Source organism: Pseudomonas sp. SDO524_S393 (genome assembly GCF_054071875.1).
Window position 1 is genome coordinate 22608 of the sequence record NZ_JBSVVZ010000037.1, and the last position, 22576, is coordinate 45183.

The 22576-nt window shown below is 60.4% G+C and carries 23 protein-coding genes and 1 pseudogene; 12 read left to right on the forward strand and 12 right to left on the reverse strand.

Annotated elements, in window-relative coordinates; all coding sequences use genetic code 11:
• Positions 1-120 precede the first annotated feature (120 nt).
• Both ACW9IB_RS17340 and ACW9IB_RS17345 read left to right on the forward strand, forming a co-directional pair.
• A complete protein-coding gene (locus tag ACW9IB_RS17340; protein WP_457367897.1) occupies positions 121-735 on the forward strand; it encodes an RNA polymerase sigma factor in 615 nt (204 codons plus the stop codon).
• Complete coding sequence (locus ACW9IB_RS17345; RefSeq protein ID WP_457367896.1) at positions 729-974, forward strand: anti-sigma factor family protein; 246 nt, start codon at positions 729-731, stop codon at positions 972-974. Before ACW9IB_RS17340 ends, ACW9IB_RS17345 begins: the two co-directional genes overlap by 7 nt.
• A 149-nt stretch (positions 975-1123) precedes the next feature.
• Here ACW9IB_RS17345 and ACW9IB_RS17350 read toward each other — a convergent pair whose 3' ends face one another.
• Complete coding sequence (locus ACW9IB_RS17350) at positions 1124-2446, reverse strand: putative porin (RefSeq protein ID WP_457414632.1); 1323 nt, start codon at positions 2444-2446, stop codon at positions 1124-1126.
• Positions 2447-2729: 283 nt separating this feature from the next.
• Between ACW9IB_RS17350 and ACW9IB_RS17355 the strand changes: the two genes are divergently transcribed.
• A complete protein-coding gene (locus ACW9IB_RS17355; RefSeq protein WP_457414634.1) occupies positions 2730-3854 on the forward strand; it encodes a GNAT family N-acetyltransferase in 1125 nt (374 codons plus the stop codon).
• A 12-nt stretch (positions 3855-3866) separates the two neighbouring features.
• Here ACW9IB_RS17355 and aqpZ read toward each other — a convergent pair whose 3' ends face one another.
• From aqpZ to ACW9IB_RS17380, 5 genes are all read right to left on the reverse strand, one after another.
• Entirely contained in the window at positions 3867-4568 is a 702-nt protein-coding gene (gene aqpZ / locus ACW9IB_RS17360) for an aquaporin Z (protein ID WP_457414635.1), read from the reverse strand.
• 184 nt (positions 4569-4752) lie between these two features.
• Positions 4753-6585 (reverse strand): ABC transporter ATP-binding protein, encoded by a 1833-nt coding sequence (locus tag ACW9IB_RS17365; RefSeq protein ID WP_457414636.1) that lies wholly within the window; start codon positions 6583-6585, stop codon positions 4753-4755.
• An 81-nt stretch (positions 6586-6666) separates the two neighbouring features.
• Positions 6667-7230 carry a peptidylprolyl isomerase gene (locus ACW9IB_RS17370; RefSeq protein ID WP_457367889.1) on the reverse strand — a complete coding sequence of 188 codons (564 nt, stop codon included), beginning with the start codon at positions 7228-7230 and terminating at the stop codon, positions 6667-6669.
• 3 nt (positions 7231-7233) lie between these two features.
• Complete coding sequence (locus ACW9IB_RS17375) at positions 7234-8037, reverse strand: alpha/beta fold hydrolase (protein WP_457414638.1); 804 nt, start codon at positions 8035-8037, stop codon at positions 7234-7236.
• A 14-nt stretch (positions 8038-8051) separates the two neighbouring features.
• Positions 8052-8975, reverse strand: a complete 924-nt coding sequence (locus ACW9IB_RS17380) for a LysR family transcriptional regulator (protein WP_457367887.1) — start codon at positions 8973-8975, stop codon at positions 8052-8054.
• A gap of 49 nt (positions 8976-9024) precedes the next feature.
• Here ACW9IB_RS17380 and ACW9IB_RS17385 point away from each other — a divergent pair, with 49 nt between their 5' ends.
• From ACW9IB_RS17385 to ACW9IB_RS17395, 3 genes are all read left to right on the forward strand, one after another.
• Complete coding sequence (locus tag ACW9IB_RS17385) at positions 9025-9339, forward strand: 3-phosphoglycerate kinase (RefSeq protein WP_457367886.1); 315 nt, start codon at positions 9025-9027, stop codon at positions 9337-9339.
• A 151-nt stretch (positions 9340-9490) separates the two neighbouring features.
• A complete protein-coding gene (locus tag ACW9IB_RS17390; protein ID WP_457367885.1) occupies positions 9491-10090 on the forward strand; it encodes an FMN-dependent NADH-azoreductase in 600 nt (199 codons plus the stop codon).
• A 202-nt stretch (positions 10091-10292) separates the two neighbouring features.
• Positions 10293-11159, forward strand: a complete 867-nt coding sequence (locus ACW9IB_RS17395; protein WP_457414639.1) for a carboxylate/amino acid/amine transporter — start codon at positions 10293-10295, stop codon at positions 11157-11159.
• Between the two features lie 126 nt (positions 11160-11285).
• On the opposite strand, the gene ACW9IB_RS17400 is transcribed toward ACW9IB_RS17395, so the two are convergent.
• Positions 11286-12584 (reverse strand): mechanosensitive ion channel family protein, encoded by a 1299-nt coding sequence (locus tag ACW9IB_RS17400; RefSeq protein ID WP_457414641.1) that lies wholly within the window; start codon positions 12582-12584, stop codon positions 11286-11288.
• Between the two features lie 194 nt (positions 12585-12778).
• On the opposite strand from ACW9IB_RS17400, the gene ACW9IB_RS17405 reads away from it, so the two are divergent.
• Positions 12779-14125: a DEAD/DEAH box helicase gene (locus ACW9IB_RS17405; RefSeq protein WP_457414642.1), complete on the forward strand. Its 1347-nt coding sequence runs from the start codon at positions 12779-12781 to the stop codon at positions 14123-14125.
• A gap of 52 nt (positions 14126-14177) precedes the next feature.
• Here the strand turns inward: ACW9IB_RS17405 and ACW9IB_RS17410 are convergent, their stop codons facing one another.
• Entirely contained in the window at positions 14178-14453 is a 276-nt protein-coding gene (locus ACW9IB_RS17410; RefSeq protein ID WP_457367880.1) for a hypothetical protein, read from the reverse strand.
• A 151-nt stretch (positions 14454-14604) separates the two neighbouring features.
• On the opposite strand from ACW9IB_RS17410, the gene ACW9IB_RS17415 reads away from it, so the two are divergent.
• Positions 14605-14994 carry a transcriptional regulator gene (locus tag ACW9IB_RS17415; RefSeq protein ID WP_457414643.1) on the forward strand — a complete coding sequence of 130 codons (390 nt, stop codon included), beginning with the start codon at positions 14605-14607 and terminating at the stop codon, positions 14992-14994.
• 12 nt (positions 14995-15006) lie between these two features.
• Here the strand turns inward: ACW9IB_RS17415 and ACW9IB_RS17420 are convergent, their stop codons facing one another.
• From ACW9IB_RS17420 to ACW9IB_RS17430, 3 genes are all read right to left on the reverse strand, one after another.
• Positions 15007-15873, reverse strand: a complete 867-nt coding sequence (locus ACW9IB_RS17420; RefSeq protein WP_457414644.1) for a DUF6279 family lipoprotein — start codon at positions 15871-15873, stop codon at positions 15007-15009.
• A 65-nt stretch (positions 15874-15938) separates the two neighbouring features.
• Positions 15939-16661, reverse strand: a complete 723-nt coding sequence (locus ACW9IB_RS17425) for a TorF family putative porin (protein ID WP_457367877.1) — start codon at positions 16659-16661, stop codon at positions 15939-15941.
• Between the two features lie 203 nt (positions 16662-16864).
• Positions 16865-17044, reverse strand: a complete 180-nt coding sequence (locus ACW9IB_RS17430; protein ID WP_003193095.1) for a hypothetical protein — start codon at positions 17042-17044, stop codon at positions 16865-16867.
• A 322-nt stretch (positions 17045-17366) separates the two neighbouring features.
• On the opposite strand from ACW9IB_RS17430, the gene ACW9IB_RS17435 reads away from it, so the two are divergent.
• The 3 genes from ACW9IB_RS17435 to ACW9IB_RS17445 all read left to right on the forward strand — a co-directional run bounded on the left by ACW9IB_RS17435 (position 17367) and on the right by ACW9IB_RS17445 (position 20293).
• Positions 17367-18203 (forward strand): CvfB family protein, encoded by an 837-nt coding sequence (locus tag ACW9IB_RS17435; RefSeq protein WP_457367876.1) that lies wholly within the window; start codon positions 17367-17369, stop codon positions 18201-18203.
• A gap of 49 nt (positions 18204-18252) precedes the next feature.
• Positions 18253-18651, forward strand: coding sequence for a DUF2177 family protein (locus ACW9IB_RS17440; protein ID WP_457367875.1), 399 nt, complete (start codon positions 18253-18255; stop codon positions 18649-18651).
• Between the two features lie 199 nt (positions 18652-18850).
• The gene (locus ACW9IB_RS17445) at positions 18851-20293 is read left to right on the forward strand and encodes an NCS1 family nucleobase:cation symporter-1 (RefSeq protein WP_457414645.1); all 1443 of its coding nucleotides are present in this window, start codon (positions 18851-18853) and stop codon (positions 20291-20293) included.
• Here the strand turns inward: ACW9IB_RS17445 and ACW9IB_RS17450 are convergent.
• Positions 20205-21439 (reverse strand): annotated as a pseudogene (locus ACW9IB_RS17450) (MFS transporter). The gene ACW9IB_RS17445 and the pseudogene ACW9IB_RS17450 overlap by 89 nt on opposite strands.
• Before the next feature lie 104 nt (positions 21440-21543).
• On the opposite strand from ACW9IB_RS17450, the gene ptrR reads away from it, so the two are divergent.
• Complete coding sequence (gene ptrR, locus ACW9IB_RS17455; protein ID WP_457414647.1) at positions 21544-22437, forward strand: putrescine utilization regulator PtrR; 894 nt, start codon at positions 21544-21546, stop codon at positions 22435-22437.
• Positions 22438-22576: the final 139 nt, after the last annotated feature.

Below are 22576 nucleotides of genomic sequence, written 5' to 3' on the forward strand. Positions count from 1 at the left end.
GGCCAAGGTCCAAGGTGGGAGCTGGCTTGCCTGCGATGACGAGGGTGAATTCACAGCCGCTATCGCAGGCAAGCCAGCTCCCACAGGTATCGGGTTTTCACTGTGGGATCGAGGTAAACGATGGCAGCAGCGGACGACGCGCACCTGCTTGAACGCCTGCTCAAGGGTGAGCAGCGGGCCTACAAGGAATTGGTCAGTACTTACCAGAGCGCCATGCGCGCGGTGGCCTATGCCATCGTCGGCCAACGCCACGCCGATGAAGTCGTGCAGGACGCCTGGCTGTCGGTGGTGCGCAACCTGGCCAGGTTCGAAGGGCGCTCCAGCCTCAAGACCTGGCTGCTGACCATTACCGCCAACGCCGCCAAGGGGCGTTACAAGCAGAACCGGCGCGAGGTGCTGCTCGACGATTTGCCTTCGCCCCACGGTACCATCGGCGACGAGCGCTTTTCCCCCGATGACGGCCACTGGGCCGTCGCCCCGTACGCCTGGCACCAGGACACCCCGGAAGCCCTGCTGACCGAGGATGAGCTGCGCAAATGCCTTGAGCATACGTTGTTGAGTCTGTCGGAACTGCAAAGCAGCGTGCTGTTGTTGCGTGAGCGCCAGGGGCTGGAGTTGGAGGAGATTTGTAATCTTCTGACGCTCTCGCTCTCCAATGTCCGTGTGCTGTTGCATCGAGCACGGCTTAAAGTCTTTGCCACGGTGGAGCATTTTGAGGAAACGGGCGAATGTTGACCTGTAAAGAACAAGTGGCGCGTTCCAGTGACTATCTCGACGGGCAACTGACCTTTCGCGAGCGTCTGCTGGTGCGTCATCACTTGATGTTCTGCCCCAACTGCCGACGGTTTATCCGTCAGATGCGCCTGATGCAGGCGACGCTGAAGATCATGCCGGATGAGCCGGTAGAGGGTGTGGAGGCCTTGGCGCAGCAGTTGGCGCAAGAGCGGCTCAAGGATCACAAAGGTGGGGAATAAGCAGGCTCGCGTAGGTGGACCGGACGGATGATGGGGACCGCTCCACCCACGCAAGACTGTTTAAGAAGCAGCCTCAAGCGGTTAGCTTGAAGCTGCCAGTGACACGCTCGTCCTTGAAGCTTGTAGCTTGAAACTTACCGTTATCGTTCTTAGAACTTGGCTTCGGCATCCAACTGCAGGGTGTTGGTGTTGGCATCACGCTGAGTACGGCTGGAGAAGTCAGCCTTGGTCAGGAAGTACGTGGCGCCCAGGGCGAAGTTCTTGTCGATGTCGTAGCTGACCTTGAACTTGTGGCCACGGGAACCGGTGGTGCCGTTGGCGAAGTCCGAGTCGGTGAAGGCACCCACTACAGCGTTACGCTGAATGTCGCGGTAGTTGTAGTCCAGGTTGAAGCCGAACACTTTGGACTTGGCACCCAGCAACCAGGCGGTGTCTTGGTCGGTTACGGCATCGTTGTTCTTCACGTACTGGCCGTAGAACGCCAGAGGCACTGCCAGGCCACCGATGTCGGCCTGGGCAAAACCTTCGTACAGGCGGAACTGGTTGTCGGCCGAGTTGCCGTTGACGGCCAGTGCGCATGGCGTGGTGGTCGTGGTGCAGCGGCTGTCCTTGTCGTTCTGGTAGGCATAGACGCTGCCGCCCAGGGTCAGTTTCAGGTTGTCGGTCACCGAGAAACGGGTACCCAACTGGCCGGATGTCAGGCGCAGGTCGTGGCGGAACTGCACGCCGTCGCCGTCGACGTTGTCCTTGAGGTTGTAGTTACCGATGCTGCCGAACAGCTCGGCGCTGCTACCCAGCGGGTATTTGTAGGTCAGTGCCAGACCTTCCGGGTTGATGTCGCTATCCCAGATCACGTCGCCCATGTTGACCCACGGTTGCAGCATCTTGCCGCCAATCACGTGCAGGTTCTTGATTTGGTCGGGGTGGTAGTCGATGTAGCCGAGGTCCAGCCAGATCGACTTCTTGTCGAAGTAGTTGTCCTGGTCCTGGTTGGTGGAGCGGGCGTCGTCGCTGCTGCCGGTGGCGATACGGATACCGGTGTCGACCTGGGAGTTGATCTCGGTGTAGGCGCCCAGGCGTGCACGGATGCGCTGACGATCCTTGTCGCGGCCGCCGTTATTGGATTCGCCCTGGATCTTCACGGTTTCCTGACGGAAACGTACGTCACCCTTGAACTGGGTCTTGGCGGCCCAGGCCAGCTTCTGGTCGAAGCTGCTCAACTCGTTGGTTTTCTTCGCGGTGGCCGCGATCTGCTCGTTGGTCTCTTGTTGAGCTTGTTGTGCGATCTGCTTTTCTTTCTGATCCTTGGCCAGTTCCGCTTGCAGCTCGGTGTACTGCGCCGAAGTGATCTGGCCGTTGGCCTTGAGCATGTCGAGCAACTTGGCGTCGACTGCGGCGCTGGCCGGAACGCTCAGGGCCAGTAACAGGCCGCCGCACAGGGCCGCCGCAGTTTTGGTGGAAGCAAGACGCATATCAATCTCCGAAAGTGAGGAGGGATGGCAAACCATCCAGGACACAACCGACCGATGACGGACGGAAAAATAGCCGCCTGGTAGAACCAGGCGCTCTAAAAACAGGCGTCAGTATCACGATCGTTTATGACGCAGCAGTGGCTATCTGATGTCATCTAGATGACAAATTCTTTAGGTTTGGAACTATTGGGCTGTGGCCCTGTCGTGCGATTCGAGGGTGTGTGAAGGGCCGTGATAAGCGATACTCGCCAAGCTTTCACGCCATGACGTAGTGAGGATGCCGATGCCGCTGCAACGCCTGGACAGCCTGTCCGAAATCGCCCCGCAGGAGTGGGACGCCCTGGTTCCGGATAGTCAGCCTTTTGTGCGGCACGCCTTCCTCAGTGCGCTGGAAGACAGCGCCAGCCTGGGCCCGCAATCGGGTTGGCGCCCCGAGCATTTGCTGCACCGCGAAGGCGATCGGCTGGTGGCGGCCTTGCCTGGTTATCGCAAATGGCATTCCTATGGCGAATATGTGTTCGATCACGCATGGGCGGATGCCTGCGAGCGCGCCGGTATCGACTATTACCCCAAGCTGCTGGTCGCGGTACCGTTCAGCCCCGTGAGCGGGTCGCGCCTGTTGGCGGCCAATGCCCAGGACGGCTTCGAGCTGCTGAAGAGCCTGCCGGGCTACCTGGAAATCGAAGGGCTCTCCAGCGCCCACATCAACTTCACCGACGCATTGGCCGATGAGGCAATGGCCGCGCAATCGGGTTGGTTGCAGCGCGTGGGGTGTCAGTATCACTGGCAAAACCGTGATTACCGTGACTTCCAGGACTTCCTCGACGCCCTGAGTTCACGCAAGCGCAAACAGATGCGCAAGGAACGTGAGCAGGTGGCGGGGCAGGGCATCGAGTTCGAATGGCTGCAAGGCCATGAGTTGAGCGAGGCCCAGTGGGATTTTGTCTACGCCTGTTACGCCAATACCTATGCAGTACGCCGCCAAGCGCCCTACCTGACCCGCGCATTTTTCAGTCTGCTGGCCGAGCGTATGCCCGAGGCGATCCGCGTGGTGCTGTCCAAACAGGGCAATCGCCCGGTGGCCATGGCCTTCAGTCTGATCGGTGGCGACAGTTTCTATGGCCGCTACTGGGGCTGCCTGGCGGAATTCGACCGCCTGCATTTCGAAACCTGTTTCTATCAGGGCATGGACTACGCCATCGCCCACGGCCTTCACCGTTTCGATGCGGGCGCGCAGGGTGAGCACAAATTGATCCGTGGGTTTGAACCGGTGATCACGCGCTCGTGGCACTACCTGCGTCACCCGGGGTTGAAGAATGCCGTGGAGGATTTTCTGGAGCGTGAACGTGTGGGCGTGCTGGCGTATGCCGAAGAGGCGAGGGCAGCCCTGCCTTATCGGCAGGGCTGAACCCGTTTTACGTCAGGCCGACTCCTCCTTGCCGAGCCATCGGTAGGTCACACCGCCGACCACCGCGCCGAGGATCGGCGCGAGCCAGAACAACCACAACTGCTGGATCGCCCACCCGCCCACGATCAACGCCGGGCCGGTACTGCGGGCCGGGTTGACCGAGGTGTTGGTGACGGGAATGGAGATCAGGTGGATGAGTGTCAGGGCCAGGCCGATGGCGATGGGCGCCAGGCCCGCCGGGGCGCGACGGTCAGTGGCGCCGAGGATGATCAGCACGAACATCGCCGTCATCACCCACTCACAGACAAACCCCGCCACCATCGAATAACCGCCCGGCGAATGCTCGCCATAGCCGTTGGACGCCAGGCCGCCTGCCAGTTCAAACCCGGGCTTGCCGCTGGCAATGAAGTACAACAACGCGGCGGCCACAACACCGCCGATGACTTGGGCGACGATATAGGCCGGTAACTCCCTGGCCGGAAACCTTCCGCCCACGACCAGCCCCACCGACACGGCCGGATTGAGGTGACAACCGCTGATATGCCCGATGGCGAACGCCATGGTCAGCACCGTGAGCCCGAACGCCAGGGACACGCCTAACAATCCGATCCCGACTGCGGGGAATGCCGCGGCCAACACCGCACTCCCGCAACCGCCCAACACCAGCCAAAACGTACCCAACCCCTCTGTGACTGAACGTTTGAACAAAGACATGCAACACGTCCTTGATAGATCCCTATCGAATCAGTAAATCGGTGATGCTCCCTGCAGATTTACTTCAGCGCCCCTCTGGGCACTGCACACAATTACAGCACGCTTTTGACACAAATCCAGCTCATGAAAAAGCGCCAGGCCCCTTTGTTTCAGGGGGCTGGCGCTTATTTGGAGCAGGCGACGATCAGTCGATTCCGACAAACCCTCCCGTTTGGTGTTGCCACAGCCGTGCGTAAAGCCCCTTGTGCGCCAGCAACTCGGCATGGCTGCCGCTCTCGGCGATCTGGCCCTTTTCCAGCACCACCAGGCGGTCCATCCGTGCGATGGTCGACAAGCGGTGGGCGATGGCGATGACGGTCTTGCCCTGCATCAGCGTTTCCAGGCTTTCCTGGATCGCGGCTTCCACCTCCGAGTCCAGGGCCGAGGTGGCTTCGTCCATGATCAGGATCGGTGCGTCCTTGAGCAGCACCCGGGCAATGGCGATGCGCTGGCGCTGCCCGCCGGAGAGTTTCACGCCACGTTCACCCACGTGGGCATCCAGCCCGGTGCGGCCTTCAGCGTCCGACAGCAACGGGATGAATTCATCGGCGCGGGCCTTGTGCACGGCAGCCATGAGCTCTTCGTCGGTAGCGCCAGGCTTGCCGTACAGCAGGTTGTCGCGGATCGAGCGGTGTAGCAACGAGGTGTCCTGGGTGATCATGCCGATCTGTTCGCGCAGGGTTTCCTGGGCAACTTCGGCAATGTTCTGGCCGTCGATCAGGATGCGCCCGCCTTGCAGGTCGTACAGACGCAGCAACAGGTTGACCAGGGTCGACTTGCCCGCGCCGGAGGGACCGATCAGGCCGATCTTTTCACCGGCCTTGATTTCCAGGTTGAGGCCGCCAATGATCCCGCTTTGCTTGCCGTAGTGGAAATCCACCTGTTCGAAGCGCACTTCGCCGTGGGGCACGCTCAGGCGCGGCGCGTTGTCGCGGTCGATCACGGCCAGCGGTTGGGCGATGGTCTTGAGACCGTCCTGCACTTGGCCGATGTTTTCGAAAATGCCGTTGACCACCCACATGATCCAGCCGGACATGTTGACGATGCGGATCACCAGGCCGGTCGCCAGGGCAATCGCACCCGTGGAAATCAGCGATTGGGTCCACAACCACAGCGCAAGGCCGGTGGTGGTGACGATCAGCAGGCCGTTCATGCTGGTGATCACGATGTCCATGCTGGTGACCACGCGGCTGGCCAGCTGGGTTTTCTCGGTCTGCTCGATGATCGCTTCCTTGGCGTATTCCTGCTCGTAGTGGGTGTGAGCGAACAGCTTCAAGGTGGTGATGTTGGTGTAGCCGTCGACGATGCGGCCCATCAGTTTGGAACGTGCCTCGGAGGACGTCACCGAACGCTCTTTCACCCGGGGTACGAAGTAGCGCAGTGCCAGGCTGTAGCAGATGATCCAGGTGATCAGCGGGATCATCAGGCGCCAGTCGGCCTCGGCGAACAGCACCAGGGAACTGATCGCATAGATCGCCACGTGCCAGATCGCATCCACCGCTGCCACGGCGGAGTCGCGCAGGGAGTTGCCGGTCTGCATGATGCGCTGGGCAATGCGCCCGGCGAAGTCGTTCTGGAAGAAATTCAGGCTCTGCTTGAGCACGTAGCTGTGGTTCTGCCAGCGGATCAGGCTGGTCATGCCGGGGCTGATGGTCTGGTGCACCAGCAGGTCATGCAGGGCGCCGAAGATCGGGCGCAGCAGCAGGGCGACCACGGCCATCCAGATCAGCTCGGCACTGTGCAGCTGGAAAAAATCGGCGGGCGGCGTGCCCTGGGCCAGGTCGATGATGCGGCTGAGGTAGCTGAACAGCGCCACCTCGATCAGCGCGCCGATCAGGCCCACCACCAGCAAAGTGGCGAAGTGCGGCCATACCTGGCGCAGGTAGTAGAGGTAGAAGGGCAGGACGGTATCGGGAGGAGCCGCGCTGGGGGGCGCGCGGAAGATATCGATCAGTTGTTCGAAACGACGATAGAGCATTAGGGTTGACGCCCGCCGGGCGGGCTCTCCTTTCAAGTGCGCGCGCGGCCTTGTGGGCGGCGCGCGGAGCTACCTGCTACCTCAGTCGATGCGCTTGGCCGACTTGATGTACACAGGATCGATTGGCACGTTCTGCATGCCCTGTTTGGTCGTGGTCTGGGAGTTGACGATGATGTCGACCACATCCATGCCCTTCACGACCTTGCCGAACACGGCGTAGCCGGCATCGCGGCCCGGGTCGAGAAAGGCGTTGTCGGCCACGTTGATGAAGAACTGGCTGGTGGCCGAGTTCGGGTCATTGGTGCGCGCCATCGACAGGGTGCCACGTACGTTGTGCAGGCCATTGCTGGCTTCGTTCTTGATCGGCGCGTCGGTCGGTTTTTGCGACATCTGCGCGTTGAACCCGCCGCCCTGAACCATGAAGCCCGGGATCACACGGTGGAAGATCGTGTTGCTGTAGAAGCCCTTGTCCACATAGGCCAGGAAGTTCTTGGTACTGATCGGCGCCTTGACCGGGTCCAGTTCGATTTCGATGTCGCCGTTGGTGGTGGTCAGGAGTACGTGCTGAGCCTTGACGGGCTCGGCCGCCATCAGGTTGGCTGCGAACAGTACGGAGCCGGCGAAGAAGGCGATTTTTTTCAACATGGGTCAGTGATCCTGGGTAGTGGTTTCGACTGTCTTTAGAAAATCGAGCAGGGTAGCGTTAAAGACTTCGGGTTGATCCAAGGGCGTGGCGTGGCGGGAATCCTCGATGACCACCAGCCGCGCATCGGGCAGCAGTTTTACATAGTTTTCTTTGTGCGCCACGGGGGTGTAGTCGTGGTCGGCGCTGATGACCAGTGTTGGACAGGCGATTCTGGAGAGTCGTTCCTGTACGCCCCAGCCCACAATCGCGTCGAAGCTGGCGAGATAAGCACGTTTGTCGTTCTTTGCCCAGCGCTCGGCCATCTTGCGGCGCAGGTCGGCCTGTTCCGGCTTGGGGAACAATCGATCACCCAAGGCCTTGCCAATGGTGGCCAGGCTGAGCAGGCGCGCCAGGCTCCAGCGCTTGGTCCATTGCCAGTAATCGCCCGGGCTGCGCACCTTGACCTCGGGCGTGCTGTTGACGATGCACAGGCTGCGCACCCGGGCGGGTTCGTCCACGGCCAGTTGAAAGGCGATCATGCCACCCATGGACAAACCCACCACGTGGGCGGGCGGCAGGTTCAGGTGTTCGATCAGCGCAATCAAGTCGAAAGTGAACCCCTGGATGCTGTAGCGCTCGCGGGGTTTGTCGGAGCGACCATGGCCGCGCACATCCACCACGATCAGGCGGTAATGCCGGGCCAGCACCGGGATCTGCAATTCCCAGTCCTGACTGCTGGAGCCCAGGCCGTGGATCAGGATCAACGGGTTGCCGTGGCCATATTCCTCGTAGTGCAGGGTGCAGCCTTCATGGTCGAACCAGGCCATGCATGAACTCCGTTTCAGGCTTGCTGTGGGGCGGCGAAAGGTGCGTCCAGGGGAGCGGTATCAAAGGTGCGCAGCAGTTCGACGAGGATCTGCGTCGCCGGCCCCAGGGGTTTGTCCTTGTTCGAATACAGATAGAACGTGGGATGGCGGCTGCCGCCCTGTTCCAAGGGTAGCTGCTTGAGTACGCCTTCGGCGAGTTCGCGTTCGATCATGTGCCGGGGTAGCCAGGCAAAGCCCAGGCCGCTGCCGACGAAGGTGGCGGCGGTGGCCAGGCTGCCGACGGTCCAGCGCTGTTCGGCGCCAAGCCAGCCCACGTCGCGGGGTTGCTGGCGACCGGAGTCGCGGATCACCACCTGCATCTGGCTTTCCAGGTCCTGGAAACTCAGCTCGCGATTCATGCGGTGCAGGGCGTGGTCGGGATGGGCCACGGCGACGAACTCCACGTCGCTCATTTCCGTACCCAGGTAACCCGGGATGCTGAAGCCGGAGATCGCCAGGTCCGCCACACCTTCCATCAACAATTCTTCAACGCCGGAGAGCACCTCTTCACGCAGCCGCACGCGGCAGCCACGGCTCTGCGGCATGAACGCGGTGAGGGCGCGCACCAGGCGTGCGTTAGGGTAGGCGGCGTCCACCACCAGGCGTACCTCGGCTTCCCAGCCCTGTTCCATATGGTGGGCGAGGTCTTCGAGCTGGCTGGCGTTTTTCACCAACTGGCGGGAGCGGCGCAGCAGCACTTCGCCTGCTTCGGTGAGCACGGCCTTGCGCCCGTCGATACGCAGCAGCGGCACGCCGAGCTGATCCTGCATGCGGGCCACGGTGTAGCTCACCGAGGATTGCGAACGGTGCAGCGCTTCGGCCGCCTGGGCGAAGCCGCCATGGTCGACCACGGCTTGCAATGTGCGCCATTGATCGAGGGTAACGCGGGGCGCTTTCAAGATGAGCTCCTCTTGTCCTAAGCTGACAGCCTTTATTGGAGACTGCCGAATGAGAAAATTCTGTTATTTGCTGCTGGTGCTGCTGCCAATGAGTGCGTTTGCCTACCCCATCGATGTCACGAAAAAAATCGACGGCGTCAGCGTGGACTACACCGCTTCCGACGTGGACGGCGATATCAGCTCGATCCAACTGAATAACTACGGCACCAACGATGCGCTGTGCTCGGTAACCTTCACCAATGGCCCGGAATCACCGCGGCGCCGTACGGTCACGGTGCCGGCGGGCAAAAGCACCAACACCACGGTCAAGTTCAACCGCGCCATCATCAAGATGCGTATCGCCTTGGCCTGCTCGCCCAAATAAAGCGCAAGCGAAGCATGCCCTCAGGAATACTCCGCTTATAAGCAAATTTCTAGATGGGTTATAGCAGTTTTTTGCGCTTTTTAATCGAATTGGCTCTGTTTAATCTTCACTCCATCGACTTACAGCAATTACAGATGGAGCCTACAACGCCATGTCCAATGTTCTGATCATCGAAAGCAGCGCCCGCCAGCAGGGTTCGATTTCCCGCCAGCTGACTCAGCAGTTCATCAGCCAATGGCAAGCCGCCCACCCGGCGGATCAGATCACCGTGCGTGACGTGGCCAGCAACCCGGTCCCGCATCTGGACGCCGACCTGCTGGGCGGTTGGATGAAACCCGCCGAAGAGCGCAACGACAGTGAACAAGTGTCCCTGGACCGCTCCAATGAATTGACCGACGAATTGCTCGCCGCCGACGTGCTGGTACTGGCCGCGCCGATGTACAACTTTGCAATTCCCAGCACCCTCAAGGCTTGGCTGGACCATGTACTGCGTGCCGGCGTGACCTTCAAATACACCGCGACCGGCCCTCAGGGCTTGTTGACCGGCAAGCGTGCCATCGTGCTCACCGCCCGTGGTGGCATTCATACCGGCGCCAGCTCTGACCATCAGGAACCCTACCTGCGCCAGGTAATGGCCTTTATCGGCATCCACGACGTCACCTTCATTCACGCCGAAGGGGTGAACCTGAGCGGAGACTTCCAGGAGAAGGGCATCAACCATGCCAAGGCGCTGTTGGCACAGGTCGCCTGAACCGTTAATCGTCAGATAATCGCGCGGTGTTTATCTAACCCCACGCCAACCCTTCAAGTACGCGTACGAACCTCCCTTTGCACTTGTAGCTCCTGAGTGCTCCTGCCCGACTGACGCTTTAGCGAGGTCGGGTTTTTTTTGCCCCGAGTTTCGTCAAACGCCGAAAAGCTTTAATGTCCCGCCCATTCGAAACGAGGCGCGCATGGGCTATCTACTGGTTGTCACCCTGATTCAGGCATTTTCCTTCAGCTTGATCGGCGAATACCTCGCCGGTCACGTCGACAGTTATTTCGCGGTGCTGGTGCGTGTGGTGCTGGCCGGGCTGGTGTTTATCCCGCTGACACGCTGGCGTGCGGTGGAGCCGGCCTTCATGCGCGGCATGCTGATGATCGGTGCGTTGCAGTTCGGCGTGACCTACGTGTGCCTGTACCTGAGCTTTCGCGTACTCACGGTGCCCGAGGTATTGCTGTTCACCATTCTTACGCCGTTGCACGTGACCCTGATCGAAGATGCCCTCAACCGGCGCTTCAATCCCTGGGCACTGGTTGCAGCGCTGGTGGCGGTGGGCGGCGCGGCGGTGATCCGTTTCGACCAGATCACCCCGAACTTCCTCATGGGCTTCCTGTTGCTGCAACTGGCCAATTTCACCTACGCCGCCGGGCAGGTGATGTACAAGCACCTGGTGGCGCGCTACCCCAGCGACCTGCCGCACTACCGTCGTTTCGGCTACTTCTACCTCGGCGCCCTGATCGTGGTGCTGCCGGCATTTCTGTTGTTCGGCAAGGCCAACTTCCTGCCCGAAGCCCCCCTGCAATGGGGCGTGCTGGTATTCCTCGGCCTGGTCAGCACGGCGCTGGGCATGTACTGGTGGAACAAGGGCGCCTGCCTGGTCAACGGCGGTACCCTGGCGGTGATGAACAACCTGCATGTGCCGGTGGGCCTGTTGCTGAACCTGCTGATCTGGAACCAGCACGAGCCGTTGGGTCGATTGGCGCTGGGCGGTCTGGTGATTCTGGGGGCGGTGTGGATCAGTCGGTTGGGTGTGCGTAAACAGCCAGCCCCACACTGACCCCCCCTGTGGGAGCGGGCTTGCTCGCGAATGCGGTGTATCAGTCAGCACATCCTTCTGAGACAAACCGCCTTCGCGAGCAGGCCGCTCCCACACAAGCTCGCTTCCACAGTGGGCTTGGAGGCGTCAGGCAGATTTGTTTTCCAGCGTCGGCAAATGACTGGCGCCCAACACCGCCGGCAACACCCCCGCCCGCAAATCATTGCCACTCGGCTGTTGATACAGGCTCAGCCCGAATTCCGGCAGCACCGCCAGCAAGTAGTCGAAAATATCGCCCTGGATCCGCTCGTAATCCGCCCACGCCGTGGTGCGGGTGAAGCAGTAGATTTCCAGCGGCACGCCCTGGGCGGTGGTTTGCATCTGGCGCACCATGCAGGTCATGTTCGGCTGAATGTCCGGATGGCTTTTGAGGTAGGCCAGGGCGTAGGCGCGGAAGGTGCCGAGGTTGGTCATGCGGCGGCGGTTGGCCGACAGTTGCGCGCTGTGGCCCTGGGCTTCGTTCCAGGCCTTGAGTTCGGCCTGCTTGCGTCCGATATAGTCGGTGAGCAAGTGCACTTGGGTCATGCGCATTTCTTCGTCGTCACGCAAAAAACGCACGCCGCTGGCGTCGATGAACAAGCTGCGCTTGATCCGCCGCCCACCCGACGCCTGCATGCCGCGCCAGTTCTTGAACGACTCGGACATCAGGCGCCAGGTGGGGATCGAGACGATGGTCTTGTCGAAGTTCTGTACCTTGACCGTGTGCAGGGTTATGTCCACCACGTCGCCGTCGGCGCCGACCTGGGGCATCTCGATCCAGTCGCCGACGCGCAGCATGTCGTTGCTGGTCAGTTGCACGCTGGCGACGAACGACAGCAGGGTGTCCTTGTACACCAACAGAATCACCGCCGACATGGCGCCAAGACCCGACAGCAGCAACAGCGGCGAGCGGTCGATCAGGGTGGCGACGATGATGATTGCGGCAAACACGAACAGCACCATCTTGGCCAGTTGCACGTAACCCTTGATCGAACGGGTGCGTGCGTGTTCGGTGCGTGCATAAATGTCCAGCAAGGCATTGAGCAGTGCACTCACGGCCAGGGTCATGAACAGGATGGTAAAGGCCAGGGCCACGTTGCCGATGAACAGGGTGGCGGTTTTGCTCAGGTCCGGCACCAGGTACAGGCCGAATTGAATGACCACCGATGGCGTCATTTGCGCCAGGCGGTGAAAGACCTTGTTCTGGCGCAGGTCATTGAGCCAGTGCAGTGCCGGCTGCCGACCCAGCAGCTTGACGGTGTGGAGGATCAGATAACGTGCCGCTCGTCCGAGCAGCAGTGCCACCACCAGCAACACCACCAAACCCAGGCTGGCGTGCAGCAGGGGGTGTTGATCGAGGGCGCCCCAAAGGTCTTGGACGTTGAGCCAGAGCTGTTTGATATCCATGGGTGAAACCGATTCTTCTATAGGAACGAGACGGGGCGATTAGAGCATTTAAGTGCAACAAAGTTATCGTTGCGGACAAATACCCTGACAAAAAAGCAGCTGATTGGCCTCGTTCGCATAAAGACGCTCGGTTTGGACGCCCGAAACCGGTAACCTATGCAGCTGATTTTTTGCATTTCTTCGAGGTAGCACCCGTGTTTTCCCAATTCGCCCTGCACGAACGCCTGCTCAAAGCCGTGGCCGAGCTTAAATTTGTCGAGCCTACGCCTGTGCAGGCAGCGGCCATCCCGCTCGCGCTCGAAGGGCGTGACCTGCGGGTGACGGCTCAAACCGGGAGTGGCAAGACCGCTGCCTTCGTTTTGCCGATTCTTAATCGTCTGATCGGCCCGGCCAAGATCCGCGTGAGCATCAAGACCCTGATCCTGCTGCCGACCCGCGAGCTGGCCCAGCAGACCCTGAAGGAAGTGGAGCGTTTCTCGCAGTTCACCTTCATCAAGTCCGGCATGATCACCGGCGGTGAAGACTTCAAGGTCCAGGCCGCGATGCTGCGCAAGGTACCGGACATCCTGATCGGCACTCCGGGCCGCATGATCGAGCAGCTAAACGCCGGCAACCTCGACCTCAAGGAAGTCGAAGTGCTGGTGCTGGACGAAGCCGACCGCATGCTCGACATGGGCTTTGCCGACGATGTGCAGCGCCTGGTGGGCGAGTGCGCCAACCGTCAGCAGACCATGCTGTTCTCCGCCACCACCGGCGGTTCGACCCTGCGCGATATGGTCGCCAAGGTGCTGAACAACCCTGAGCACCTGCAAGTCAACAACGTCAGCGACTTGAACGCCACCACGCGCCAGCAGATCGTCACCGCCGACCACAACGTGCACAAAGAGCAGATTCTCAACTGGCTGCTGGCCAACGAGACCTATCAGAAAGCCATTGTGTTCACCAACACCCGCGCGGCGGCGGACCGTATCTACGGTCGCCTGGTGGCCCAGGAATACAAGGCGTTCGTGCTGCACGGCGAGAAGGACCAGAAAGACCGCAAGCTGGCCATCGATCGCCTCAAGGCCGGTGGTGTGAAGATCCTGGTCGCCACCGACGTCGCCGCCCGCGGCCTGGATGTGGAAGGCCTCGACCTGGTGATCAACTACGATATGCCGCGCAGCGGCGACGAGTATGTGCACCGTATCGGTCGTACCGGGCGGGCCGGCAATGATGGACTGGCCATCTCGCTGATCTGCCATGGCGACTGGAACCTGATGTCGAGCATCGAACGCTATCTCAAGCAGTCGTTCGAGCGCCGCACCATCAAGGAAGTCAAAGGCACCTACAGCGGGCCGAAGAAGGTCAAGGCTTCGGGCAAGGCGGCTGGCGTGAAGAAACGCAAGACCGACGCCAAGGGTGACAAGAAGAAAACCGGCGCCAAGTCGCCGACCAAGCGCAAGATCGCCAACCGTCCAAAGACCGACACGCCGTCGCTGGTCAGCAAGGACGGCATGGCGCCGCTCAAGCGTCGCAAGCCTGCGGCGCCTGCTACCGAGTAAGGTCGGCGGGGCATGTAAAAAAACCGGACGATTGTCCGGTTTTTTTATGCCGTCAGTTTTGAGCCTTGGCCGCTGCTTCCTTCAGTTCCTTCAGACGCGCATCGATCAACTGGCACTTATCGGGGAAATCCGCACTCTCGGTGTCCAGATCCATCTTTTGCAGTTCGTCATTCATCTCCTTGGCCTTGGCGGGATTCTGTTCAGTCAGCTTCGATACTGCCTGGGCCAGTTGCTCGCGCTTGGCGGTGGCTTCATCGGGCGTACAGGCCCATGCGGGCAGGGCGCTCAACAGCGTGGCAGCCATGACCAGATTTATCGCGGTTTTCATGATCGGACCTCCTTGGCAGTCGTGTTCAGTTGAGGTCGCCTGACTGGCGAAAGTTCACCCGTGTGACGCTGGTCCGGTCGGCTGAACGGCTACGCATGGGGCGTGTCCCACCTTTGACAGGCTACTTTCCACGGCCTGCAGGAGAATCAGGATGACGACTTACAACTGGGATCTGGTCGAACGGTTGCTGCACGAGGTGCAGAACGGCGAAGGCAGCTTTGCGCCGCGCAAATATGCCGAGCAGGAAGCCGCCGAGAAGGCTACGGCGGGCGAGCCCACTGGCAATCTGGATGCGCTGAAGAAGACGGCGGCGGATTACGAAGCGCTGCTGTTCAAGCGCGGTTTCATCGAGTCGCGCCCCGAAGAGCAGGGCGGCAATGGCGAGAATTTCATCCTCACTCCGCTGGGCGCTCAATTGCTGGCGTTGATCGACAGTTCGATCCCGGGCAATGACCATCCGCGCCAGGTGCTGGATGAACAGGCCGATGCGCTGGACCCGGCGACTTTTGCCGAGGTGGCCTCCAAAGCTCAGATTGCTTGACAGCCTACCCGTTTAGACCCCGGCAGCCTTCAGGCACTTGAGCGCCTTGAAGTCGTTACGCACGCTATCGATCTTTTGCGTCAGTTTCATGCGCTGCTGGGGTGTGCTCTGGGCCATCAGGTCGACGATCAAACTGCGTGCCTCGGCTTCGGTGCGTGCATAGGCGACCTTGTATTCCGTTGTCCACAGGCTTTCCCGCTCCACCAGTAATTGCCGCATTTTCTGCGCAAAATCCGCGCTCTGCCGCTGGGCAACGGCGGCGCTGAACTGCGCCTGCCACCTTGCCCGGTTACCGATCCATTCCTGATTCTGCTCGCCCAGCGCGGTGGACCAGGCCGTCACCCGCGCTTGCTGACTGGCGCCGAGCGGGCCGATCCAGGCGTCCAGGCGCTTGCTCATGCGTTCGGCGCGCTCTTTGATCTGCTGGGCAAGCGGCGGTTTGAGGTATTCATCCTGGCGCTTGCGCAGGTCCTTGGCCAGCGCCTCGTTCATCTCCTTGACCTGACGCTCGTCCAACCCTTGCAGCAACTGAATGGCCGAGGGCGTGATTTCCCGTGCGATTTCGGCAATCGCCTGTTTGGCTTCTGCCGTACGGGCTTGCAGGGCCGCGTCGGTAATCTGGCCGCTGTCGACCATCTGTTGCAGGCGGTCGAGCCAATCCAGATAACCGGGTAACTGGGTGGTGCAGTGCCAGGCCAGGTGTTCCTTGAGGGTATCGTTGAACCAGCTCTTCTGCCCGGCGTTCATGTCCAGGTAATCGTTGAGGGTCCAGGGAATGATCACGTCCAGGTTGCGGTACGCCAGGCCCACTCGACTGCAGCCGGCGAATACCAGGCTCAGGCTCAACACGACCACCAGGAGTTTCAGCCGACGCAACATGGGCGATTCCTTGCGCAGAGGGATTAATGCATGGGAACCCGCGCGGGGCGCGACAGTTCAGCCCATCAATAAAACGACCGTGCGGCCTTCAAGGTCAACAGCCCGTCACATTGCGAATTGTGTCCGGAGTAGGCGGAGCAGTCGCTGCCGCTGAGGCTGGAGTCGCTATAGATCAGGTTCAGGTCAATCCCCATCCAGGCGCGGGAGAACTGCAGCGACCAGTCGCTGAAGCTGCGAATCGAGCCGCCGTCTACCGACACCGGTGTGCCCAACTGATGGGTGGTGTACTTCACGCTCACACCAATGCCGAATGGTTGTGTGCCGCCGAGGTCGGCGAAGAGCGTGCTGTCCTGGCGGTCCGGATCATTGCTGAAGGACACGCCGAACCGGTTGCCCAGCAGGTTCAGGCCGCCGTAGAACTCCTGGCTGTCGAGCGGGCTGAGCTTGGGGTAGCTGTAGTGGATCAGGCCCACTTCGTAGCCCAGTGTCTGGTCGAACGGGCGCTTGAACCCCATGTAAGAGTCGACTTCGAGGTTGCTGGTCGAAGACAGGCCCATGTTCGGCGAGAACTGGCCGAAATACAGGCCACTGTCATGGCTCAGGTCGAGCCCGCCGTGAAACGAATCGCTACCGGGCGCGGTGGGTTTGACCAGGCCCTGGGCCATGCTGCGACTGGGTGTGGTGCCCAGCTTGAGATCGAAGTCGCCCAATTCACGCTGGAAAATCTGCGCTTCGGCCAGGGGGCTCGCCATCAGGGCGCCGATCAGGAAAATGCTGGCTTTGAGCATGCTTCACTCCATGAAAAAGCGAGGAGCAGTAACGAGGAAATCGGGCAGAAGCCCGTGCTAGACGCGTGCAAGCATACCGGCGAATGTCAGGCGTTGAGCCCCGTTCGTCGATTGACGCGATGATTCGTGTGGGAAGGGGGGCGGGATCCAGTCCTAGCGCCCTGGAAGGCAAGACGCTTGGGGACATGGTGTATTGCGGGGGATTACTTCTTGCCCAAGCTGATCTGCTTGGACGGGCCGAAAGTCTGGCCGCTTACGCCCTTGGCGATCTGCTGGATTTCGCCACCGGACTTGAGGAATGCGGCAATCTGGCTGTTGATCGATTCGCTGGTTTCAACGGCGGGAGCTGGCTTTGCTTTGCTGTTGGATGCTTTTACGCGCATGGCGGCCACTAACCTGTAAAAATTAACTTGGCCAGGCATCGTACAGGAAATACTTGACAATTGCTTGGCAAATATCCCGCGGGAATAAGTGGCGGGCCTTGAAATAACACAAGTTCATCTTTGAAATAATCCCCTAACTTACTGTTTTAACTCGAAACCCTAGGGGCATCGGGCGGTTTGTACCCGGTCTGGATTCAGCCGAGCGATCAGACGAGCGGGGCGGTGCCAGTGAAAAGCCACGCAACCCCGTGATTTTTCAGGTACGCGCGCGTGGCGAGCGCAACTCGGGTAGAATGCCGCCCACGTTACGAGGGTATTGGAAATGGCTTTAGTCGGGCGCTACAACAGTTTGCAAGTGGTTAAACATACTAACTTTGGTTTGTACCTGGACGGTGCGCAAGACGGTGAAATCCTCTTGCCCAATCGGTATATCCCCAAAGATATTCCCAGTGAGGATGAAGACTGGCTTAACGTTTTCATTTATCTGGACAGCGATGACAAACTTATCGCCACGACTGAAAAGCCCAAAGTTCAAGTGGGCGAATTTGCCAGTTTGAAAGTCGTGGAAGTCAATAGTATTGGCGTGTTTCTCGATTGGGGGCTGCCCAAGGATCTGTTGCTGCCGTATTCGGAAGAAAAACGCCAGTTGAGCGCGGGTGAATACTGCGTGGTGCATGTCTACCTCGACAAGCACACCAAGCGCATCACCGCCACTGCGCGGCTGGACCGCTACCTGGACAAGACCCCCGCCAACTACAAGGTGGGCCAGGAAGTCGACCTGCTGGTAGCCGAAGCCACCGACATGGGCTTCAAGGCGATCATCAACAACAAGCATTGGGGCCTGATCCACAAGAATGAAGTGTTCAAGTTCCTGCGCCCGGGCAAGGAGGAGAAAGGCTTTATCAAAGAGATCCGCGCTGACGGCAACATCAGCCTGAGCCTGCAACCGGTCGGTCAGGAAGCGGCGTCCAGTCTGAACTCGAAGATCCTGGCCAAGTTGCGCGAGAACAACGGTACCTTGCCGGTCAGCGATAAAAGCGATCCGGCGGTGATCAGCAACTTGTTCGGTGTGAGCAAGGGCAACTTCAAGAAGGCCATTGGCGCGCTCTACAAGCAAGGTCAGATCGTGATTCACGCGGACCGTATTGAACTAAGCTGATCGTGCATCGCTCTCCTGTAGGAGCGGGGCTCCTACAGAGGTTGCGGTCATGTCTAAAAGCGTTATCTACGCCTATCTTGGTACCTTGGTCACCTTTCTGATCCTGGACGGCCTCTGGCTCGGGGTCTTCATGGGCCCCACCTACAAATCCCTGCTGGGCCCATTGCTGCTCGATCAGCCGCGCCTTTGGCCCGCCGCGTTGTTCTACCTTCTATATGTCCTCGGCTGTGTGGTCTTCGTGGTTCTGCCCAGCAACAGCTGGCAGCACGCTGCGGGCATGGGCGCCTTGCTGGGGCTGGTGGCCTACGGCACCTATGACCTGAGCAATTGGGCCACGCTGAAAGGTTGGACTCCCGGCCTGGCCGCGATGGACATGGCTTGGGGCGCCTGCCTCACGGCCATTTGCTGCACGGTGGGCTATCTGTGTGCACATCGGGTGCAACCGTGATTGTGTACAGGATTATTGTGCACCGTTGCTGAGCGCAGGCCTTGCTTCGAGTCTTCCTGAAATGCCTTTGGAACCCCTGTTGTAGAGGGATTGTGTGCCATTGGCATGCATTCTGCTGACTATCTCGTATACAAACTTCGCCGCCTCCCGTATGCACCCTGTATCGGAAGCGCAGGCGGGTATTTCGAGGAGCCCAGCGATGACCGAGCAATTGCCCAAAGGCTACAGCCCACGCCTGTATAACCAGGACCTGGGGCCGCTGCCGCAGAAATGGAACTGGTACAACATCTTTGCCTTCTGGATGAGCGACGTGCACAGCGTTGGCGGCTATGTGTTCGCTGCCAGCCTGTTCGCCCTTGGGCTGGCCAGTTGGCAGGTGCTGATTGCCCTGCTCGCGGGCATTTGCATTGTGCAACTGATCGCCAACCTGGTGGCCAAACCCAGCCAACAGGCCGCTGTGCCTTACCCGGTGATCTGTCGACTGGCGTTCGGTGTGTTCGGCGCGAACATACCGGCAGTGATTCGCGGGCTGATCGCGGTGGCGTGGTACGGGATTCAGACCTACCTGGCATCGAGCGCCTTGATCATTGTGGTATTGCGCTTTTTCCCACAGATGGCGGCGTATGCAGAGCCGCATTTCGCCGGTCTGTCCTACTTGGGGTGGATGGGCTTCCTCGGCTTGTGGGTAGTGCAGGCAGCGGTGTTCTGGGCTGGCATGGAGTCCATTCGCCGTTTCATCGATTGGGCGGGGCCGGTGGTCTATGCCGTGATGTTTGCCCTGGCCGGCTGGATTGTGTGGAAGGCCGGTTGGTCGAATATCAGCTTCACCCTTGCGGAAAAGTCCCTGTCGGGTTGGCAGGCGTTTGGCCAGGTCATCGTGGCGACGGCGCTGGTGGTGTCGTATTTTTCCGGTCCGACCCTGAATTTCGGCGACTTCAGCCGTTACTGCCGCAGCATGCAGGATGTCCGGCGGGGCAACTTCTGGGGGCTGCCGGTGAATTTTCTGGCGTTTTCCCTGGTGACCGTGGTGATTGTGTCGGGCACCTTGCCGGTGTTCGGCGAAATGCTGCATGACCCTATCGCCACCGTCTCGCGCATCGACAACAGCATGGCCGTGCTGCTGGGCGCCTTTGCCTTTGTGACGGCCACCATCGGCATCAACATCGTCGCCAATTTCGTCTCGCCGGCGTTTGACTTCGCCAACGTGGCGCCCAGCAAAATCAGCTGGCGCGCCGGTGGGATGATTGCCGCTGTGGCGTCGATTTTCATCACGCCGTGGAATCTGTTCAACAACCCGCTGATGATTCACTACACCCTGGATATCCTTGCCGCGTTCATCGGCCCACTGTTCGGCATCCTGCTGGTGGATTTCTACCTGATCAAAAAACAGCGGATCGACGTGGATGCGCTGTTCGATGACAGCCCGAGCGGGCGTTACTATTTCGACGGCGGTGTGAACTGGACGGCGGTCAAGGCCCTGGTGCCCGCGACGCTGGTGGGCATCGCGATCACTTTCACCCCGGCGTTGCAAGGCATGGCCAACTTTGCCTGGTTTACCGGTTGCTTCCTGGGTGGCGTGTTTTTCCTGGTGTTGGCGCTCCGTGAACAAGTGCGTGTTTCAACCCCTCTGGTTGCCGGCTGACAACCCCGGCAGTGTGGCGGGACGCAGCAACAGCGTGCCCGCCAGCAACAGCCCGCAGCCTGCAATCACCAATGCTGGTTGCAGGCCACCGCTGAGGTGGCTGCTGATCGACGCCAGCAACGGGCCGCTCAATTGACCGATGGCAAAACTGGCGGTCAGCAGTCCGGTGCTGCGCTGGTAGCCGTGGGGTGCGACGTCCCGCAGGCGCGCCATCACCAATTGCATGCACGCCAGGAATGGCGCACCGCACAGCAACACACCCAGCGCCAGCCCCCAGCCGTTGCCCAGCAGGCAAGCGAACACGCCGGCGGCTTGCAGCCACAGGGTGGTCATCAACCAGCGACGGGTGGTGTCCGGGTCCTTGCGGCGCAGGCTGGCGACCACCACCCCGATCGCGGCGGCCAGGCCAAAGCACGGCCAGAACAAATCGGCCTGCCAGGCGCCCTTGAACTGTGCGCTGGCCATCTGCGATAGAAAGGTCGCGGGAATGATGTAACCGAGGCCGTAAAGCACATAAATCCAGCACAAATGCGCGATGCTGCCGTTATTGCCGGCCTCGGGCGAGTTTGCCACCGGTGCGCCGGCGGTGGAGGGCCGTGGCAGAAACGGCAGGATCGCCAGCAGCATCACCAGGGCCACCACGCCATACACCAGCCATAACGTGGCGGAGCTTTGCCCCAGCAGGTTGGAGCCCAGCGCGAGCAAACCGGTCAACAGGATGCCCAGCCCTGGACCCGCGAAAACCAAGGCCCCCAACCGCGGGCGCCCGGCGGCGATCGCCAGCGGCTGGCTCAGGCTGGTGATCATTACCAGGGCCCAGGCGCTGGCTACCCCTGTGCCGAAGCGCAGTAGCAGGTGCGGCCAGAACCCATGGGCCCAGTACGACGCCAGGGTCAGCAGCACGCATAACCACAAGCCGCCATACAGGCGCCCGCGCACATGGTGATGGCTGCGGGCGAAGATCGAGTCCACGGCACCCACGAAGTAACCCAGGTAGTTGGCGGCGGCGATCAGGCCGGCGCCGGTCAGGTCAATCTGGCCCTCATTGAGCAGGTGCGGCATTTGCGGGGTGAGGGCGAAACGGCCAATGCCCATGGCCATCATCAGGGCGATAAAGCTGGCGAGTAAGCGGGTCAGGGGTGACATGGTCAAGGTTCCTGCAAGTCAGCGAATGACCCTCAGGCTAAAGCGGATTGACTTTCTGTAAAAATGAATAATAGTGAGTAACTTGTTCAGTTTTGGAGAAAGGTATGGAGTTCAGTCAATTGCGCATCTTCCAGGCCGTGGCGGAAGAGGGCTCCATCACCCGAGCGGCGGACCGCCTGCACCGTGTGCCATCGAACCTGTCGACCCGACTCAAGCAGATGGAAGAGCAACTGGGCGTGGAGCTGTTCGTGCGGGAACGCCAGCGTTTGCAGCTTTCTCCGGCAGGCAAGGTGCTGCTGGATTACAGCACCCGCCTGCTGGCGTTGCATGACGAAGCCCATGGTGCGGTGCAAGGCGGGCAACCGGCGGGCGATTTTGTGCTGGGCAGCATGTACAGCACGGCGGCGGTGCATTTGCCCAAGCTGCTGGCGCGTTATCACAAGGCTTATCCGATGGTGAACCTTCAGGTGCAATCGGCGCCCAGCGGCGAACTGCTCGAAGGCTTGATTACCGGCCGCCTGGACGCCGCTTTCGTCGACGGCCCCGTCACCATTGCCACGCTGGATGGTGTTGCCCTGTGCGAAGAACGCCTGGTGCTGATCTGCGAAGCCGATCACCCGCCGGTGCTTGGCCCGCAGGATGTCGCGGGGCGTTCAGTGTTCACCTTTCGTCGCAGTTGCGCCTATCGCACGCGGCTGGAAACCTGGTTTTCCCATGAACGAGTGGCCATGGGGCGGGCCATCGAGATCGAGTCCTATCAAGGCATGCTCGCCTGTGTCATCGCCGGTTCCGGAGTGGCGTTGATGTCCGAGTCCATGCTGGCCAGCCTGCCGGGCAAGGACAGCGTGTCCGTTCATCCATTGACCGGGCCTTTTGCCACTGCGACCACCTGGCTGATGTGGCGAAAGGGTATGCTCGGCGCTAACCTCAACGCATGGATCGACCTGCAACGAGAGGGCATGGTGGAGTGGGTGCAAGACACCCGGGCCATTGCTTGAACGATCCGTCAGGATTTTGATGAATTCAGTAATAGTTCGTTGTGGTTTCGTTCAAGCATTTTGTAGGACTTGGGGCTACTATCACTGTAGGAAAAGGCGACAGAACTGACGCCTACCGGCATTACCCTCAAAGGGGGCA